Genomic DNA, 17,810 nt, shown 5'->3' with positions numbered 1-17,810 from the left:
AATGGGTAAATATTTTGGAACGGACGGAGTCCGTGGAGAAGCAAACGTAGAATTAACGCCAGAATTGGCCTTTAAGTTGGGTCGCTTTGGAGGATATGTCCTCAGTCAACATGCGACAGAAGCGCCTAAGGTTTTAGTTGGACGCGATACACGTATTTCAGGGGAAATGTTAGAAGCAGCCTTGATTGCTGGTCTTCTTTCTGTGGGAATTCACGTTTATAAACTTGGTGTACTTGCTACGCCTGCAGTAGCATATTTGGTAAAAACTGAAGGAGCGAGCGCAGGTGTCATGATTTCAGCTAGCCACAACCCAGCCCTTGATAACGGGATTAAATTCTTTGGTGGCGATGGCTTTAAGCTAGACGATGAAAAAGAAGCAGAAATCGAAGCCTTGCTTGACGCCAGTGAAGATACTCTCCCACGTCCAAGTGCAGAAGGATTAGGTACTGTTGTTGATTATCCAGAAGGCTTGCGTAAATATGAAGCCTACCTTGTTTCGACTGGAACTCCTCTTGAAGGGATGAAAGTGGCCTTGGATACTGCAAATGGAGCAGCTTCTACAAGTGCTCGTCAAATTTTTGCAGATTTGGGTGCTCAAATCACTGTCATTGGAGAAACTCCAGATGGTTTAAACATTAACTTGAATGTTGGTTCGACTCATCCAGAAGCCTTGCAAGAACTTGTAAAAGAAAGTCAATCTGCCATTGGTTTAGCCTTTGATGGGGACAGCGATCGTTTGATTGCAGTAGATGAAAATGGTGAAATTGTCGACGGTGATAAGATTATGTATATCATCGGTAAATACCTTTCTGAAAAAGGTCAATTGGTACAAAACACAATTGTAACGACAGTTATGTCCAACCTTGGTTTCCATAAAGCCTTGGACCGTGAAGGCATTAATAAAGCTGTCACTGCTGTTGGAGACCGCTATGTAGTTGAAGAAATGAGAAAATCAGGCTACAATCTCGGTGGAGAGCAGTCAGGTCACGTTATCTTGATGGACTACAATACAACTGGTGATGGTCAACTTTCAGCAGTTCAATTGACTAAGATCATGCAAGAAACAGGGATGAGCTTATCTCAATTGGCTTCAGAAGTAACAATTTACCCACAAAAATTGGTTAATATCCGTGTGGAAAACACCATGAAAGATAAAGCCATGGAAGTACCAGCTATCAAGGCTATTATCGATAAGATGGAAGAAGAGATGGCAGGTAACGGACGTATTCTCGTTCGCCCAAGTGGAACTGAGCCACTCTTGCGTGTCATGGCTGAAGCACCAACAACTGAAGAAGTGGATTACTATGTGGATACCATTGCTGAAGTTGTGAAAGCAGAAATCGGAATTTAGGAAAGTTAGCAGAAAATAAGAAAATATGTTACAATGTCAAAGTAAATTGTAACCATGGAGAATATGATGAATTTAAAACGTGAACAAGAATTTGTTAGTCAGTATCACTTTGATGCACGTAATTTTGAATGGGAAAATGAAAACGGAATTCCTGAAACAAAGGTTGATGTGAACTTCCAACTACTACAACATGACCAAGAAAATCAAGTGACTTCTCTCGTAGTTGTTTTGAGCTTTATGATTGTCTTTGATAAATTTGTTATCAGTGGTACTATTTCTCAAGTCAACCACGTTGAAGGTCGTATCGTAGATCAACCAAGTGACTTTAGTCAAGAAGAAGTTGAGACACTTGCTCGTCCTTCTTTGGATATGCTAAACCGTTTGACTTATGAAGTGACGGAAATTGCACTAGATTTACCAGGAATTAATTTGGAGTTTTAAAAAGATGAAATTAGCGGTCATAACAGACTCATCTGCTTTTCTACAAGCGGAAACCTTGCGGAAAGAAGATTTATTTGTGCTTGACATTCCTGTGAATATCGACGGACAGGAGTATGTTGAAGGTGTAAATCTAACCGCTCAAGAATTTTATGAAAAAATGGCTCATTCATCTGAACTACCTAAAACAAGTCAACCAAGTATCGCAAAGTTGGATGAAATTTTATCATCATTGAAAGAAAAAGGTTATACTCATGTTCTGGGTCTCTTCCTTTCTTCTGGAATCTCAGGATTTCATCAGAATATCCAATATATGACGGATGAGTTCGAAGGTCTGACCATTGCTTTTCCTGATACTCGAATTACAAGTGCACCACTAGGATTCATGGTGGAAAGTGTGTTTCAATGGTCTGAGCAGGGAAATGATTTCCAGTCTATACTAGACAAGTTAACAGAACAGATTGAAAATACTTCTGCCTTTATCATGGTAGATGATCTTGATCATTTGGTTAAAGGTGGTCGTTTATCAAACGGCGCAGCCATTTTAGGAAATCTTCTTAGCATTAAACCAATTCTATATTTTAATGACCAAGGTGTTATCGAAGTTTATGAGAAGGTTCGTACAGAGAAGAAAGCAACAAAACGTTTGGTTGAAATTGTCAAAGAAGTAACAAGTAATGGAAATTATCAGATTACTGTAATTCATGGGAATGCTCCTCAAAAAGCAGCCGATTTACGTCAGCTTTTGCTAGATAGTGGAGTAGCTACAGATGTTGAGATTGCAACCTTTGGTAGTGTCATTGGAACTCACCTGGGAGAAGGAAGCATCGCTTTGGCATACACACCAATCGTCTAGATTGTTCTTACAGGCTTTGTATCTTAGATAGGAGTAAAGATGAGTATTCGAGTGATTATTGCAGGTTTTAAGGGAAGAATGGGACAAGCTGCTTGTCAGATGGTTTTGTCTGATTCTGAACTTGAACTAGTAGCCGTTTTGGATCCTTTTGAGTCTGCATCTGAGTGGCAAGGAATTCCAGTATTCAATGATAAGAATGACTTGGCAGGTTTTGAGGCAGATGTTTGGGTAGACTTTACTACACCAGCTGTCGCCTATGAGAATACACGCTTTGCTCTTGAAAATAGCTATGCTCCAGTAGTAGGAACGACAGGTTTCACCAGTCAAGAAATCGAAGAATTAAAAGAATTTTCACGTTCCAAAGGATTGGGTGGCCTAATTGCTCCCAATTTTGCCTTGGGTGCTGTCTTGCTGATGCAATTTGCAGCTCAGGCTGCCAAATATTTCCCAAATGTGGAGATTATTGAACTTCACCATGACAAGAAAAAGGATGCGCCGAGCGGGACAGCTATCAAAACAGCTGAGTTGATGGCTCAAGTCCGAGAGCCTCTCCAACAAGGTGCTAGCGATGAGGAAGAACTCGTTGCAGGTGCACGTGGAGCTAATTTTGATGGTATGCGAATCCATTCGGTACGTTTACCAGGTTTGGTAGCTCATCAGGAAGTCATTTTTGGAAATCAGGGAGAAGGATTGACTCTGCGTCATGACTCCTATGATCGTAGCTCCTTCATGACAGGGGTGAATTTGGGAATCAAAGAAGTTGTCAAGCGTCATGAGCTTGTCTATGGATTAGAACACTTACTATGAAATTAACAAAAATGCCTTCTGAATTTCAGAAGGCTTTACCAGTATTAGAAAAAATTAAAGAAGCAGGATTTGAGGCTTATTTTGTGGGTGGGTCCGTTAGGGATGCCCTTCTTAACCGCCCCATCCATGATGTGGATATCGCGACGTCATCCTATCCAGAAGAAACCAAGCAGATTTTTCCACGGACAGCTGATATTGGCATTGAGCATGGAACCGTCTTGGTTTTAGATGGAGATGAAGAGTACGAAGTAACCACATTCAGAACGGAAGATGTCTATGTAGACTACCGTAGACCAAGTTCAGTTTCTTTTGTTCGTTCGTTAGAAGAGGACCTCAAACGACGTGATTTCACAGTCAATGCCTTTGCCTTGGATGAGACAGGGGAAATCGTTGATTTATTTGATGGTTTACAAGATTTAGAAAATCAAGTTCTACGTGCAGTTGGTGTAGCTAGTGAACGTTTTAATGAAGATGCTCTACGAATCATGCGTGGATTTCGTTTCCAAGCTAGTCTTGGTTTTGAACTTGAACAAGAAACGTTTGAAGCGATGAAGACCTTAACGCCACTCTTAGAGAAAATTTCTGTGGAACGTACTTTTGTAGAATTTGATAAACTTCTACTAGCCCCTCATTGGAGAGTAGGCTTATCTTCTATGATTGCAAGCAAAGCTTATGATTATCTTCCAGATATGGCTGGTAGTCAGGGCAATCTCCAGTCTTTATTTGACTTAAAAGATAATTTCACCTTTGAATCTTCTGAACAAGCCTGGGCAGCACTTTTATGGGTTTTAAAAGTGGAAGATGCTCAAAATTTTTTAAAACATTGGAAGACATCACGTCAATTTGCCAAGCAGGTACAGAATTTGCTCGCTATTTTGGCCCTCCGAGAAGAAGGGGAACTCGGCAAGCGTGATTGTTACCGCTTTGATTTGGACTTGCTTCTACAGGCTGAAAATCTTCGCCGAGCTCAAGGGAAAGAAGTCAATCCGCAAGCTATCACAGAAACCTATGAGAGTTTGACCATTCATGATAAGAAAGAAATGCACATCAACGGTGGCATTCTCATCAAAGAATACGGCTATCAGCCAGGTCCTGAATTAGGGGATGTTTTAGAAGAAATTGAGTATGCTATTGTTGATGGAGAATTAAAAAATGACCGTCAAGCCATCCATGACTACCTAAGGGAGAGAAAATGAGTGACTTTATCGTTGAAAAACTAAGTAAATCCGTTGGAGATAAGACAGTCTTTAAGGATATTTCCTTTATCATCCATGACTTGGACAGAATTGGTCTTATCGGTGTCAACGGAACCGGTAAAACAACCCTTTTAGATGTGCTTTCTGGAGTTTCAGGTTTTGATGGTGACGTAAGCCCATTTTCAGCAAAAAATGATTACAAGATTGGCTACCTGACCCAGGACCCAGATTTTGATGATAGTAAGACTGTCTTGGATACCGTTCTATCAAGTGACCTCAAGGAAATCCAGTTAATTCGTGAATATGAACTGCTCATGCTCAACTATAGTGAGGATAAGCAAGCCCGTTTAGAACGTGTGATGGCTGAGATGGATTCCCTCCAAGCTTGGGAAATCGAAAGTCAGGTCAAGACGGTTCTCCGTAAACTAGGCATTCAAGACTTATCTACTCCTGTTGGAGAATTGTCAGGTGGTCTGCGTAGACGGGTTCAGTTGGCGCAAGTCCTTCTGGGCAACCATGATCTTTTGCTTCTTGATGAGCCTACCAACCACTTGGATATTGCGACCATTGAGTGGCTAACCCTCTTCTTGAAAAATTCCAAGAAAACAGTATTATTTATCACCCACGATCGCTATTTCCTAGATGCCCTTTCTACGCGAATCTTTGAGTTGGACAGAGCAGGGTTGACAGAATATCAAGGAAATTACCAAGACTATGTTCGTCTCAAGGCGGAACAGGATGAACGCGATGCAGCTCTTCTTCACAAAAAGGAACAACTTTACAAACAAGAATTAGCTTGGATGAGACGGCAACCTCAAGCTCGTGCAACCAAGCAACAAGCTCGTATCAATCGATTCCACGATTTGAAAAAGGAAGTTTCAGATACTAGCGTTGAGACAGACTTGGCCATGAATTTTGAAACTAGCCGTATCGGTAAAAAGGTAATCGAGTTTAAGGATGTTTCCTTTGCCTATGACGATAAACCGATTCTGAAACATTTTAATCTTTTGGTCCAAGCCAAAGACCGTATCGGAATCGTCGGGGATAATGGTGTTGGGAAGTCAACTCTTCTCAATCTCATTGCAGGAAGTCTCGAGCCAACTGAAGGTCAAGTTATTATCGGAGAAACGGTTCGCATCGCTTATTTCTCTCAACAAATCGAAGGTTTGGATGAAAGCAAGCGGGTTATTAACTACCTGCAGGAAGTGGCAGAAGAAGTCAAGACCAGTGGTGGTTCTACGACATCTATCGCTGAGTTGCTAGAGCAGTTCCTTTTCCCACGATCAACGCATGGTACCTTGATTGAGAAGTTATCTGGTGGAGAGAAGAAACGTCTTTATCTCCTCAAACTACTCCTTGAAAAGCCTAATGTGCTCCTCTTAGACGAGCCAACAAATGATTTAGATATTGCGACCTTAACGGTTTTAGAAAATTTCTTACAAGGTTTTGCAGGTCCAGTTCTGACAGTTAGTCACGACCGTTATTTTCTTGATAAGGTTGCGACTAAGATCCTTGCCTTTGAGAATGGAACCATCCGTCCTTTTTTTGGACATTACACAGACTACCTAGATGAAAAAGCTTTTGAAGCAGAAACGGTAACTCAAATCCAAAAAGCTGACAAGGAAAAAGTGGTCAAAGTTCGTGAAGAAAAGAAACGGATGACCTACCAAGAAAAGCAAGAATGGGCAAGCATTGAAGGTGACATCGAAGCCTTGGAAAATCGCATCGCTGCTATTGAAGAAGAAATGCAAGCAAATGGCTCTGACTTTGGGAAGCTAGCCACCCTTCAAAAGGAGCTGGATGAAAAGAATGAAGCCTTGCTTGAAAAATATGAACGCTATGAATATTTAAGTGAGTTGGTTTAATGGAAGAGAAAATCATCAAATGGAGCAGTAAGAAAATCATTTGGACTATTGTTCTCTGCGTAGTTGAGTTAGCTTTTCTTCTTTGGATTCTCTCTTTTATGATGACCTATCCCAAAGAAGTACCTATTGGATTAGTAGCATTAAGACTCTTTGTCTTATTCTTAATCATCATTGTTGGATGGCTCTTGTATGAACGGATACAGATTCTTCTATCAGATAAAGAGTATTTAAAATGTACGGCTCAAGGTTTTTCCTATAAGCCACATCCGAAAAAAGACTGGCAGTTTTATTCTTGGGGAGATATAGAAAAATTTGCTCTTATGAGAATTAAGGGCAGTAGAAATTCAAGGGATTTTTATACTATTGATGTTCATTTTTATGATACAAATCTTTTGAACAATAACTCTCTATGGCGACGTCTACGAAGTAGATTTACAAGTTCGAAAGATTCTAACGTTTTAAAAATTCCAATCCACTTGCTGGATGTGGGTTTGCCGCGAAGGGTATTTGAAACCATGTCCTACTATGAACGAGAGTGGCGCATCGAACAAAATCGTCAACGCAACCAAAACTCTAAAAGTAAAAAGAAGTAAGGATTTCATTGCCTGATTAACCATTTGCTATTGAAGAGCAAAGGGAAGTCTTGGACTAAGTACCAAGGCTTCTTTCTATTTTGCTTTTCTAGGAAATATGGTATAATAGGGAGTAAAAACTTAAAAAGAAAGAAATGCTATGAACTTAAAAGATTACATTGCAAGTATTGAAAATTATCCACAAGAAGGCATTACGTTCCGTGATATCAGCCCTTTGATGGCTAACGGAAATGCCTACAGCTATGCTGTTCGTGAAATTGTTCAATATGCTACTGACAAACAGATTGATATGATCGTAGGACCAGAAGCGCGTGGATTTATCGTTGGATGTCCAGTTGCTTTTGAGTTGGGAATTGGTTTTGCACCTGTACGTAAACCAGGGAAATTACCACGTGAAGTGATTTCAGCTGACTACGAAAAAGAATATGGTGTTGATACTTTGACTATGCACGCAGATGCTATCAAACCAGGTCAACGTGTTCTTATCGTAGATGACCTCTTGGCAACAGGTGGTACTGTGAAAGCAACCATCGAAATGATTGAAAAACTTGGTGGTATCGTAGCTGGTTGTGCCTTCTTGATTGAGCTTGATGAACTAAAAGGTCGTGAAGCAATCGGAGATTACGACTATAAAGTTTTGATGCATTATTAATGAAAAACAGTCCTTAGGGCTGTTTTCTCTTCATCGGATATAAAAATAGGCTATATCTAGTTAGAGAAAAACTATAATTGAAAACTATATCTTCTTACAGTATAATAAAGGAAAGAAGTGTCGTCAGCTGGATTATTCCATTTGATGACAGTCAGGTTACTTGAGTCCAGTATGATACAGTGAGGAGATTTCCATGCCGATTAGAATTGATAAAAAATTACCAGCAGTTGAGATTTTACAAACAGAAAATATTTTCGTCATGGATGATCAACGGGCGGCTCATCAGGATATCCGGCCCTTGAAAATTCTTATTTTAAATCTAATGCCGCAAAAAATTGTAACAGAGACTCAACTCTTAAGGCATTTGGCCAATACTCCTTTACAGTTAGATATTGACTTTTTATATATGGAGAGTCACCAATCAAAAACAACTCGATCAGAGCATATGGAGACCTTTTATAAGACCTTCTCGGAGGTCAAAGATGATTATTTCGATGGCTTGATTATCACAGGAGCTCCAGTTGAGCACCTTCCATTTGAGGAGGTTGACTATTGGCAGGAGTTTACCCAAGTTATCGATTGGTCTAAGACTCATGTCTTTTCAACCTTGCATATTTGTTGGGGGGCACAGGCAGGTCTATACTATCGCTATGGCGTAGATAAATACCAGATGGAGCAGAAGCTTTCGGGGATTTATCCTCAGGATGTTTTAAAAGAAGGTCACCTTCTTTTGAGAGGTTTTGATGATTTATATGTATCCCCTCATTCTCGCCATACAGAAGTCCACAAAGAAGATATTCTGAATAAAACAAATCTAGAGATTTTAGCATCAGGAAAAGAGGTGGGAATCTCTATCCTTGCGAGTCGAGATTTGAGAGAAGTTTATAGCTTTGGGCATTTAGAGTATGATCGCGACACGCTTGCAAAGGAATATTTTAGAGATCTAGATGCTGGTTTAGATCCCCATATACCAGAAAATTATTTCAAAAATGATGACATTCATGAGCTTCCTTGTATGCGTTGGAGTTCATCTGCAGCCCTCTTTTTCAGTAACTGGGTAAATTATGCAGTTTACCAAGAAACACCGTTTGAGTGGAAGAGTGCGGAAGAAGATGTGTCTCATTTTGGATATTTATAAGAGGAATTATGACATATTTAGATGCTTTCAAATCAGGAAACTTAGTGTTACCGAGTGACCTGCTTTTACATTACAATCAATTGTTCTCATCAAGTGATGATTTCTTGGTTTGGCAATTCTTTTACCTACAGAATACAACGGCTTTAGGAGAATTGTCTCCAAGTCAGATTGCTGAAAGAATCGGCAAAAATGTCACTGAAGTCAATCAGGCCATTTCACGCTTGACAGAAAAAGGCCTGCTTCAATACCGTACGATTGAACTTAATGGCGAAATAGAAATTATCTTCGATGCAACTCTTGCCTTGGAGCGCCTAGACCAACTTTTTGAAAAACAAGCTCCAAACCAGGTGCAATCTGCTCCAAATGATTTAAAGAGCTTGGTAGATACTTTCCAACAGGAGCTAGGCCGTCTATTGAGCCCATTTGAAATCGAAGATTTGGAAAAGAGTTTGAAAGAAGACGGAACTAGTGCGGATTTGATAAAAGAAGCCTTACGTGAAGCTGTTTTAAATGGAAAACCAAATTGGAAATATATCCAAGCTATCCTTCGAAACTGGCGTCACGAAGGGATTAGGAGTGTAGCCCAGGTAGAAGCGAAACGTCAGGAGAGAGAGGCAACAAACCCTCAAAATGTACAAGTTTCATCTGATTTTAAAAATGCCATGGACCTTTGGAAAGACTAATATTTAGCAATAAAAAAACTTGCCCATGGCAAGTTTTTTTGTGTTCTTAATAAGTAAGTCCCCAAACACTTACAGAACGTTCAGCAACTGGGAAATCACCATATCCTTCAGCATTAATAGTTACTTGGTCTGAATGGTTGCCAAGTAAATCAACAAAAGTATGATCAACCCATTCTGGACCAACAAACATAGTTTTGTAATTATCTTGAGCATTTGAGATAAGAACAGCTAAAGGTGCTTGATTGTCAGCTCCTGAACGGACCCAACCGATACAATTAGGGTCATCAAAGTAGTCCGTCTGCTCTCCATAAGCTAAATCTTTTCGGATAGCTAGCAAATGGTCAAGAACTTCTTTAAAATCTTGCTGAGCATATTGACCAGAGATACCGTAGTAGTCTCCATAAAAGACACAAGGGAGACCCTGCTCACGCAAAAGAATAAGAGCATAGGCTGCTGGTTTGAACCATTCTTCTACAGTAGATTCTAAAGCTTGTCCTCGTTGAGTATCATGGTTTTCGACAAAGGTTACAGCCTTATCTGGTTTGATTTGAACCAGACTATCATTAAAGATGGTACGCAAGTCGTAGTCTGCACCAGCCTGGCTTGCTTCAAAGAGATTCATATGGAGTCGGACATCGACAAGGTCAAAGCGCTCTTCAATCTTTTCGAGGTAGTCCAAGTTGGTTTCCTTGTCTGGATTCCAGAATTCTCCAAAGACATAGAAGTCTTGTCCATATTTCTCTTTGATGTCACGAATGAAATTACGCATAAAGAAAGAGTCAATATGCTTTACAGCATCTAAGCGGAAACCTGTTACACCAGTCGTTTCGATAAACCAATCAGCCCAATCGTAGATATTTTTTATGACTTCTGGATGCTTGAAATCTAGGTCCGCATACATGAGATAGTCATAGTTACCATTCTCGTTATCAACTAATTCCTCGTTAGCCCAGCCTTTATTATCACCTTGAATGAGATAGATGCCAGACTTACGACGTTTAGCATCATAGTCAGTTCCAGTGAAATGGTACCAGTGCCAGTGGAAATCATTGTAGGTATTTTGTCTTCCATCAAAAGTAAAGTTTGTCCAACCATTGATAGTAAAAGGTTCTCCAAGTTCAATTGTGCGATCTTCTGGGTCGACTTCAATAACCTGGAAGGATTCTAAACGATCTGCAGCTGCCTTGTGGTTTAAGACGACGTCAGCCATAGGTTGAATCCCATGTGATTTAAGTGTTTGAATGGCTTGAAGATAGTCTTCTTTAAAGCCGTATTTGGTACGGATAGTGCCTTTTTGGTCGAATTCTCCGAGGTCAAAAAGGTCATAGACACCATAACCGACATCTTTTTCGTTGGTAGCTTTAAAGGCAGGTGGCATCCAGACGTGGCTAATTCCTAGATTTGCAAGATGCTCAGCATCATCGGTAAGTCGCGTCCAGTGTTGTCCATCGTGGGGAAGGTACCACTCAAAATATTGCATTAGGGTTTGATTTTTCATAGAAAGTCCTCATACTTAACAATTTGACAATCATTTTACCACAAAGCTAAGGAATACGCAAACGTTTGCGCTAGAAAATATACTCTAGCCATTTTATGTCCATTTTTTACAAAAAACTTTTTAAAATGCGGAAGAGAGTTATTATCTGATGAAAAAGCGTGAAAAATAGCTTCAATTCCTATGGAATCAATGGAGAAATCACTTTCTATTTTGTGAATTTTCAACAAATTTGATATAATTGTATCTATGAAAAAAGTATTCGTCAGCCGGCGTGTCGAAAAAAAGCTGAATAAGGGTCAGATGGTTTTAGAAGAGATTGATTTTCCAGAGCTATCTGAAACTAATCAAGAAGTTGAGCTTTTCAGCCAAAGCAAAAAATTTTTAGGGAAGGCTTATTTATCCAGTCAAAACAAGGGGATTGGTTGGTTTGTAACCAACCAGAAAGTTTCTTTTAATCAAAAGTTCTTTGAAAGCTTATTTGAAAAAGCCAAACAAAAACGTTCTTCCTACTATCAGGATGAGTTGATAACTGCCTTTCGTTTGTTTAATCAAGAAGGCGATGGTTTTGGTGGAATGACTCTGGACCTCTACGGAGATTATGTTGTTTTCTCTTGGTATAACTCCTATATCTATGGTCTTCGCCAAGAGATTATGGCAGCCTTTGCTCAGGTATTTCCAGAAGTCTTGGGTGCCTATGAAAAGATTCGCTTTAAAGGTCTAGATTATGAGTCTGCCCATATCTATGGTCAAGAAGCAGCTGAATATTTCACTGTTCTTGAGAATGGAGTCTTGTACCAAGTCTTTATGAATGACGGCCTAATGACAGGGATCTTCTTGGATCAGCATGAAGTTCGTGGGAGCTTAGTTGATGGTTTAGCAATGGGGAAATCCTTGCTCAATATGTTTTCCTATACAGCAGCCTTCTCAGTCGCTGCAGCTATGGGAGGAGCTAGTGAAACAACCTCTGTGGATCTAGCCAAGCGTTCGAGAGAACTATCAGAAGCTCATTTTCATGCTAATGGTTTGAGTCTAGACAATCATCGATTGCTTGTCATGGATGTCTTTGAATACTTTAAATATGCTAAGAGGAAGGGTTTGAGCTACGATGTGATTGTTCTGGATCCGCCTAGTTTTGCCCGAAATAAAAAACAAACCTTCTCTGTAGCTAAGGATTATCATAAATTGATTTCCCAAAGCCTAGAGATTTTAAATCCAGGTGGAATCATTATTGCTAGTACTAATGCTGCTAATGTTTCCCGTCAAAAATTCACAGAACAAATCGACAAAGGATTTGCAGGTAGAGAATATCAGGTCCTTCAAAAGTATGGACTTCCAGCAGACTTTGTCTACAACGAAAAAGATGAAAGTAGTAATTACCTCAAAGTGATTACCATGAAGGTTAGTAAATGAAATTAATTGTTTCCGTAATGCCAAGAAGTTTAGAGGAGGCTCAGGCTATTGATGTGATGCGGTACCATGATGCCGATATCATCGAATGGCGAGCTGACTTCTTACCAAAGGAAGCTATTTTGCAGGTAGCACCAGCTATTTTCGAAAAATTTGCAGGACGTGAGCTTGTTTTTACCTTGCGTACTCGTGCTGAGGGTGGTCAAATTGAACTCTCTTCAGAAGAATATGTTCAAATTATCAAGGAAGTAGCCCAGCTTTATCAACCAGATTATATTGATTTTGAGTATTTTAGCTATAGGGATGTTTTTGAGGAAATGTTAGAATTTCCAAACCTTGTCTTGAGCTACCATAATTTCCAAGAAACACCTGAAAATCTAATGGAAATCTTGTCTGAGTTGACAAGTTTAAACCCTAAAGTTGTGAAAATCGCAGTTATGGCTCATACAGAACAAGATGTATTGGATTTGATGAACTTTACACGTGGCTTTAAAACATTGAACCCTGAACAAGAATATGTAACCATTTCTATGGGGAAAGTGGGTAAGGTCTCACGTATTACTTCGGATGTAACGGGCTCTAGCTGGTCTTTTGCAAGTCTGGATGAAGCCAGTGCTCCAGGACAGATTTCTCTATCTAGCATGAAAAAAATTCGGGAGATTCTAAATGAAGATTGATGGCTACACACGTTTAGCAGCTGTAGTCGCAAATCCCATCAAACACTCCGTTTCTCCCTTTATTCACAATAGCGCTTTTGAAGCAACAAATACTAACGGTGTTTATCTTGCTTGGGAAGTAGAGGCAACTGACTTGGCTGAAACAGTTGCCAATATTCGTCGCTATCAGATGTATGGAATCAATCTTTCTATGCCCTACAAGGAGCAAGTGATTCCTTATCTGGATGAGTTGAGCGAAGAAGCTCGTTTGATTGGTGCTGTCAATACAGTGGTGAATCGAGAAGGAACTTTAATCGGATATAACACAGATGGCAAGGGATTCTTTAAGAGCTTGCCTTCTTTTAAAATATCAGGGAAAAGAATGGTCTTGTTAGGAGCAGGTGGCGCAGCCAAGGCAATTTTGTCACAGGCAATCTTGGATGGAGTAGACCAGATTTCTGTCTTTGTACGCTCGGCTTCGATGGGAAAAACAAAACCTTACTTAGAGAAGCTACAGCATGAAACAGGATTTAGAGTAGAGTTATTTGCTTTAGAAGATCGTCAAGACCTTCAAGGCAGCATCACTCATGCTGATCTCTTAGTCAATGCGACCAGTGTGGGTATGGATGGAGTATCTCAGCCAATCCCAACAAGTATTGTTTTACCAGAAAAGCTATTGGTAGCAGATGTGATTTATCAACCCTTTGAAACACCATTTCTAAAGTGGGCAAGGAGCCAGGGAAATCACGCTGTTAATGGCCTAGGCATGTTGCTTTACCAAGCAGCTGAAGCTTTTCAGTTATGGACCGGTAAGGAAATGCCAACAGATCAAATCTGGGAATTATTAAAACAAAAGTATCAAAAATGAAAAAGGAGAACTGCTATGAAAATCAAAATAGACCTTCCCCACCATCCCTATGATATTCAGATTGAAAAAGGATGCCTGTCTCAAGCAGGAAAATGGTTGCGGGAACTTTGGCAACCGCAAAAAGTCGTTATCATTACCGATAACCATGTGGCTTCTCTCTATGCAGAAAAAGTTAAATTGAGCCTAGAGGATGCTGGTTTTCAAGTGGCGGTTTTTGACTTCCTAGAGGGTGAAGAGCGAAAAAATTTAACCACGGTTCAAAAAGCTTATGAATTTCTAGTTAAGCAAGACTTGACTCGCAGTGACGGCATCGTAGCTTTAGGTGGTGGTGTCGTTGGTGATTTGGCTGGCTTTGTAGCCTCAACCTATATGCGAGGTATTCACTTTGTTCAAATTCCGACCAGTTTGACTGCTCAAGTCGACTCTTCAATCGGTGGTAAGACAGGAGTGAATACTCCTTTTGCTAAGAATATGGTGGGAACTTTTGCCCAGCCTGATGGTGTTTTGATTGACCCAACTGTTCTTGAAACCTTAGGGAAGAGAGAATTGATTGAAGGAATGGGTGAAGTCATCAAGTATGGCCTCATCGAAGATCCAGAGCTTTGGGACCTATTATCTAAAATGGATGGTTCTGTGGAAAGCATTTTGGAACATTCAGAAAGTTTGATTGAGCACTCTTGCCAGGTCAAGCGCAAGATGGTAGTTGAAGATGAATTGGACAATGGCATTCGTCTCTATCTAAACTATGGTCACACAATTGGTCATGCTATTGAAGCAACTGCTGGTTATGGACGTGTCATGCACGGTGAGGCAGTAGCGATGGGAATGGTTCAGGTCTCAAAGGTCGCAGAACAAAAAGGCCTTATGCCAGTTGGAATCACTCAGTCAATCCGAGAAATGTGTCAGAAATTTGGCCTTCCTGTTGATTATGAAAACTGGGATGTTGATAAGCTTTATCAGGCTTTGACTCATGATAAAAAAGCGCGTGGAAACACTATGAAGTTAGTTTTGGTACCAGAGCTTGGTTCAGCTACTATTCACGCCGTCTCACTCGAAGAAATGAAAGATTACTTGGTAAAATAAGGAGAATGTATGAGATATTTAACAGCAGGAGAATCACACGGTCCTCGTCTGACAGCGATTATTGAAGGAATTCCAGCAGGCCTTCCTTTAACTGCCGAGGATATCAATGAGGATCTCAAACGTCGCCAAGGAGGTTACGGTCGTGGTGGCCGCATGAAGATTGAGAGTGATCAGGTTGTCTTTACTTCTGGTGTTCGTCATGGAAAGACGACAGGGGCTCCCATTACCATGGATGTTATTAACAAAGACCACCAAAAATGGTTGGATATCATGTCAACAGAGGATATTGAAGACAAACTTAAAAGCAAACGAAAAATCACTCATCCTCGCCCTGGTCACGCTGACTTGGTAGGAGGTATCAAATACCGCTTTGATGATTTGAGAAATTCCCTAGAACGTTCATCTGCCCGTGAAACGACTATGCGAGTAGCAGTCGGGGCTGTGGCTAAACGACTATTGGCTGAGCTTGATATTGAAATTGCTAACCATGTTGTTGTCTTTGGTGGTAAGGAAATCGATGTTCCAGAAAACTTGACAGTCACAGAGATTAAGAAACTAGCTGCCCAGTCAGAAGTTTCTATCGTTAACCAAGAACGTGAGCAGGAGATCAAGGACTATATTGACCAAATCAAACGCGATGGTGATACCATTGGTGGAGTTGTTGAAACGGTTGTCGGTGGTGTTCCGGTTGGTCTGGGTTCATACGTCCAATGGGATCGAAAACTAGATGCAAGATTAGCTCAAGCAGTTGTTTCCATCAATGCTTTTAAGGGTGTGGAGTTTGGTCTTGGTTTTAAAGCAGGTTATCTCAAGGGTAGTCAAGTCATGGATGAAATCCTCTGGTCACAAGCAGATGGCTATACTCGTCGTACTAATAATCTTGGTGGTTTCGAAGGTGGTATGACTAACGGCCAACCGATTATTGTCCGTGGGGTTATGAAACCAATTCCAACACTCTATAAGCCACTGATGAGCGTTGATATTGAAACCCATGAGCCTTATAAGGCAACGGTGGAGAGAAGTGATCCAACTGCTCTTCCAGCGGCTGGTGTCGTTATGGAAGCAGTCGTAGCAACGGTCTTGGCCCAAGAAATTCTAGAGAAATTCTCCTCAGATAATCTGGAAGAATTAAAAGAAGCTGTTGCTAATCATCGGGAGTATACAAAGAATTATTAAGGAGTTCTTATGGCAAAAACCATCTATATCGCAGGGCTTGGTTTGATTGGTGCTTCAATGGCACTGGGCATCAAAAGAGATCATCCTGATTATGAGATTTTGGGATACAATCGTAGTCAGGCGTCCAGAGATATTGCCTTGGAGCGAGGAATGATCGACCGTGCGACGGATAATTTTGCTAGTTTTGCTCCACTAGCGGATATTATTATTTTGTCACTTCCTATCCAACAAACACTTGATTTTATCGAGAAGTTGGCAAGCTTAGATTTAAAGGAAGGCGTCATTATTTCCGATGCTGGATCGACCAAGTCAGCTATTGTGGCTACAGCAGATAAGTGTTTTGCAGATAAGCCTGTTCGCTTTGTAGGGGCTCATCCTATGGCAGGGAGTCATAAGACAGGAGCCGCTTCTGCCGATGTTAATCTTTTTGAAAATGCCTACTATATCTTTACGCCTTCGAGCTTAACAACCCAGGATACGCTCGAAGAAATGAAGGGCTTGCTGTCAGGTCTTCACGCTCGTTTCATTGAAATCGATGCTACAGAGCATGACCGAGTGACTTCTCAGATCAGTCATTTTCCGCATATCTTAGCATCAGGATTGATGGAACAAACTGCCAGTTATGCTGAAGAGCATGAGATGGCCCGACGTTTTGCGGCAGGTGGTTTCCGTGATATGACTCGAATTGCCGAAAGTGAGCCAGGAATGTGGACTTCTATCCTCTTATCCAATCGGGAGACCATTATTGAACGCATCGAGGATTTCAAGGGGCGTTTGGACGAGATTGAGCAAGCTATCAGTAAGGGTGACGAAAACCAAATCTGGAACTTTTTCAATCAAGCGCGGGAACAACGCCAAGCTATGGAAATCCATAAACGTGGCGGTGTTGACAGTTCTTATGACCTCTATGTCGATGTTCCCGATGAGGAAGATGTTATCTTGCGTATCTTGGAATTGCTACGAGGAACTTCCTTGGTCAATATCCATATTAACGAGGAAAACCGTGAGGATGTTCACGGGATTCTACAAATTTCATTTAAGAATGCTCAGGATTTAAAACGTGCTGAGCAAGTCATTACAGAAAATACTGATTACACAGTCGTAATAAAATAAGGGGGACAATCATGTCAAATATTTATGATAGTGCAAATGCACTTAGTCGTGGACTACGCGAATTGCCTGAATACAAGGCAGTTAAGGAAGCTAGAGATGCCATCCAAGCAGATGCAGAAGCTAGCAAAATTTTTGCGGATTATATTGCTTTTCAGCATGAAATCCAAGTCATGGCCCAAACTGGTCAAATTCCAGACGCTTCTTTCCAGGAAAAAATGGAAAACTTTGGTAAGTTGATTCAAGGCAATGCTCTCTTGTCAGAATTCTTTGCAAAACAGCAACAACTTTCTATCTACCTTTCTGATATTGAAAAAATTGTCTTTGAACCAATTTCAGAACTTTTAAAATAAGAATTCACCTCATAAAGTCAGGAATTTTTAAGAAATTTCTGACTTTTTATGATAAAATAAGAAAAAGTATTGTCAGTATG

Annotated in this window: 18 protein-coding genes; 17 read left to right on the top strand and 1 reads right to left on the bottom strand. The window is 40.5% G+C overall.

Annotated elements, in window-relative coordinates:
- Nucleotide 1 precedes the first annotated feature (1 nt).
- From glmM to HW271_RS06300, 10 genes are all read left to right on the top strand, one after another.
- The gene (gene glmM, locus HW271_RS06345; RefSeq protein ID WP_178895318.1) at nt 2–1,351 is read left to right on the top strand and encodes a phosphoglucosamine mutase; all 1,350 of its coding nucleotides are present in this window, start codon (nt 2–4) and stop codon (nt 1,349–1,351) included.
- A gap of 66 nt (nt 1,352–1,417) precedes the next feature.
- Nucleotides 1,418–1,792, top strand: a complete 375-nt coding sequence (locus HW271_RS06340; RefSeq protein WP_004252208.1) for a DUF1149 family protein — start codon at nt 1,418–1,420, stop codon at nt 1,790–1,792.
- Between the two features lie 4 nt (nt 1,793–1,796).
- Nucleotides 1,797–2,645 carry a DegV family protein gene (locus tag HW271_RS06335; protein ID WP_178895317.1) on the top strand — a complete coding sequence of 283 codons (849 nt, stop codon included), beginning with the start codon at nt 1,797–1,799 and terminating at the stop codon, nt 2,643–2,645.
- A gap of 39 nt (nt 2,646–2,684) precedes the next feature.
- The gene (gene dapB, locus HW271_RS06330; RefSeq protein ID WP_178895316.1) at nt 2,685–3,452 is read left to right on the top strand and encodes a 4-hydroxy-tetrahydrodipicolinate reductase; all 768 of its coding nucleotides are present in this window, start codon (nt 2,685–2,687) and stop codon (nt 3,450–3,452) included.
- Nucleotides 3,449–4,648, top strand: coding sequence for a CCA tRNA nucleotidyltransferase (locus HW271_RS06325; protein WP_178895315.1), 1,200 nt, complete (start codon nt 3,449–3,451; stop codon nt 4,646–4,648). The genes dapB and HW271_RS06325 overlap by 4 nt, the downstream gene beginning before the upstream one ends.
- Entirely contained in the window at nt 4,645–6,513 is a 1,869-nt protein-coding gene (locus HW271_RS06320; RefSeq protein ID WP_178895314.1) for an ABC-F family ATP-binding cassette domain-containing protein, read from the top strand. Before HW271_RS06325 ends, HW271_RS06320 begins: the two co-directional genes overlap by 4 nt.
- The gene (locus HW271_RS06315) at nt 6,513–7,106 is read left to right on the top strand and encodes a hypothetical protein (protein WP_178895313.1); all 594 of its coding nucleotides are present in this window, start codon (nt 6,513–6,515) and stop codon (nt 7,104–7,106) included. Before HW271_RS06320 ends, HW271_RS06315 begins: the two co-directional genes overlap by 1 nt.
- Nucleotides 7,107–7,245: 139 nt before the next feature.
- Complete coding sequence (locus tag HW271_RS06310; RefSeq protein WP_178895312.1) at nt 7,246–7,758, top strand: adenine phosphoribosyltransferase; 513 nt, start codon at nt 7,246–7,248, stop codon at nt 7,756–7,758.
- A gap of 193 nt (nt 7,759–7,951) precedes the next feature.
- Nucleotides 7,952–8,896, top strand: a complete 945-nt coding sequence (metA, locus tag HW271_RS06305; RefSeq protein ID WP_178895311.1) for a homoserine O-succinyltransferase — start codon at nt 7,952–7,954, stop codon at nt 8,894–8,896.
- 8 nt (nt 8,897–8,904) lie between these two features.
- Nucleotides 8,905–9,579 (top strand): DnaD domain-containing protein, encoded by a 675-nt coding sequence (locus HW271_RS06300; protein ID WP_178895310.1) that lies wholly within the window; start codon nt 8,905–8,907, stop codon nt 9,577–9,579.
- A 46-nt stretch (nt 9,580–9,625) separates the two neighbouring features.
- Here HW271_RS06300 and HW271_RS06295 read toward each other — a convergent pair whose 3' ends face one another.
- Nucleotides 9,626–11,077, bottom strand: a complete 1,452-nt coding sequence (locus tag HW271_RS06295; RefSeq protein WP_178895309.1) for an alpha-amylase — start codon at nt 11,075–11,077, stop codon at nt 9,626–9,628.
- A 246-nt stretch (nt 11,078–11,323) separates the two neighbouring features.
- Here HW271_RS06295 and HW271_RS06290 point away from each other — a divergent pair, with 246 nt between their 5' ends.
- The 7 genes from HW271_RS06290 to HW271_RS06260 are packed head-to-tail and all read left to right on the top strand — an operon-like array spanning nt 11,324 to nt 17,730.
- A complete protein-coding gene (locus tag HW271_RS06290; protein WP_178895308.1) occupies nt 11,324–12,487 on the top strand; it encodes a class I SAM-dependent rRNA methyltransferase in 1,164 nt (387 codons plus the stop codon).
- Nucleotides 12,484–13,161, top strand: a complete 678-nt coding sequence (gene aroD, locus HW271_RS06285; RefSeq protein ID WP_178895307.1) for a type I 3-dehydroquinate dehydratase — start codon at nt 12,484–12,486, stop codon at nt 13,159–13,161. The genes HW271_RS06290 and aroD overlap by 4 nt, the downstream gene beginning before the upstream one ends.
- Entirely contained in the window at nt 13,151–14,008 is an 858-nt protein-coding gene (locus HW271_RS06280; protein ID WP_178895306.1) for a shikimate dehydrogenase, read from the top strand. Before aroD ends, HW271_RS06280 begins: the two co-directional genes overlap by 11 nt.
- Nucleotides 14,009–14,023: 15 nt before the next feature.
- Complete coding sequence (gene aroB, locus HW271_RS06275; protein ID WP_178895305.1) at nt 14,024–15,091, top strand: 3-dehydroquinate synthase; 1,068 nt, start codon at nt 14,024–14,026, stop codon at nt 15,089–15,091.
- 9 nt (nt 15,092–15,100) lie between these two features.
- Entirely contained in the window at nt 15,101–16,267 is a 1,167-nt protein-coding gene (aroC, locus tag HW271_RS06270) for a chorismate synthase (protein WP_178895304.1), read from the top strand.
- A 9-nt stretch (nt 16,268–16,276) separates the two neighbouring features.
- The gene (locus tag HW271_RS06265; RefSeq protein WP_178895303.1) at nt 16,277–17,380 is read left to right on the top strand and encodes a prephenate dehydrogenase; all 1,104 of its coding nucleotides are present in this window, start codon (nt 16,277–16,279) and stop codon (nt 17,378–17,380) included.
- Between the two features lie 11 nt (nt 17,381–17,391).
- The gene (locus tag HW271_RS06260; protein WP_178895302.1) at nt 17,392–17,730 is read left to right on the top strand and encodes a YlbF/YmcA family competence regulator; all 339 of its coding nucleotides are present in this window, start codon (nt 17,392–17,394) and stop codon (nt 17,728–17,730) included.
- The last annotated feature ends 80 nt before the right edge of the window (nt 17,731–17,810 follow it).

Source organism: Streptococcus sp. oral taxon 061 (genome assembly GCF_013394695.1).
In the GTDB taxonomy this organism is placed as follows: Bacteria; Bacillota; Bacilli; order Lactobacillales; family Streptococcaceae; genus Streptococcus.
Note: the sequence above shows the minus strand (reverse complement) of the source record. Positions and strands in the feature narration are given on the sequence as shown.

Excerpts from the sequence above, each read along its gene's own strand:
- glmM (WP_178895318.1), top strand. The coding sequence starts at position 2 with ATGGGTAAATATTTTGGAACGGACGGAGTCCGTGGAGAAGCAAACGTA.
- HW271_RS06340 (WP_004252208.1), top strand. The coding sequence starts at position 1,418 with ATGAATTTAAAACGTGAACAAGAATTTGTTAGTCAGTATCACTTTGAT.
- HW271_RS06335 (WP_178895317.1), top strand. The coding sequence starts at position 1,797 with ATGAAATTAGCGGTCATAACAGACTCATCTGCTTTTCTACAAGCGGAA.
- dapB (WP_178895316.1), top strand. The coding sequence starts at position 2,685 with ATGAGTATTCGAGTGATTATTGCAGGTTTTAAGGGAAGAATGGGACAA.
- HW271_RS06325 (WP_178895315.1), top strand. The coding sequence starts at position 3,449 with ATGAAATTAACAAAAATGCCTTCTGAATTTCAGAAGGCTTTACCAGTA.
- HW271_RS06320 (WP_178895314.1), top strand. The coding sequence starts at position 4,645 with ATGAGTGACTTTATCGTTGAAAAACTAAGTAAATCCGTTGGAGATAAG.
- HW271_RS06315 (WP_178895313.1), top strand. The coding sequence starts at position 6,513 with ATGGAAGAGAAAATCATCAAATGGAGCAGTAAGAAAATCATTTGGACT.
- HW271_RS06310 (WP_178895312.1), top strand. The coding sequence starts at position 7,246 with ATGAACTTAAAAGATTACATTGCAAGTATTGAAAATTATCCACAAGAA.
- metA (WP_178895311.1), top strand. The coding sequence starts at position 7,952 with ATGCCGATTAGAATTGATAAAAAATTACCAGCAGTTGAGATTTTACAA.
- HW271_RS06300 (WP_178895310.1), top strand. The coding sequence starts at position 8,905 with ATGACATATTTAGATGCTTTCAAATCAGGAAACTTAGTGTTACCGAGT.
- HW271_RS06295 (WP_178895309.1), bottom strand. The coding sequence starts at position 11,077 with ATGAAAAATCAAACCCTAATGCAATATTTTGAGTGGTACCTTCCCCAC.
- HW271_RS06290 (WP_178895308.1), top strand. The coding sequence starts at position 11,324 with ATGAAAAAAGTATTCGTCAGCCGGCGTGTCGAAAAAAAGCTGAATAAG.
- aroD (WP_178895307.1), top strand. The coding sequence starts at position 12,484 with ATGAAATTAATTGTTTCCGTAATGCCAAGAAGTTTAGAGGAGGCTCAG.
- HW271_RS06280 (WP_178895306.1), top strand. The coding sequence starts at position 13,151 with ATGAAGATTGATGGCTACACACGTTTAGCAGCTGTAGTCGCAAATCCC.
- aroB (WP_178895305.1), top strand. The coding sequence starts at position 14,024 with ATGAAAATCAAAATAGACCTTCCCCACCATCCCTATGATATTCAGATT.
- aroC (WP_178895304.1), top strand. The coding sequence starts at position 15,101 with ATGAGATATTTAACAGCAGGAGAATCACACGGTCCTCGTCTGACAGCG.
- HW271_RS06265 (WP_178895303.1), top strand. The coding sequence starts at position 16,277 with ATGGCAAAAACCATCTATATCGCAGGGCTTGGTTTGATTGGTGCTTCA.
- HW271_RS06260 (WP_178895302.1), top strand. The coding sequence starts at position 17,392 with ATGTCAAATATTTATGATAGTGCAAATGCACTTAGTCGTGGACTACGC.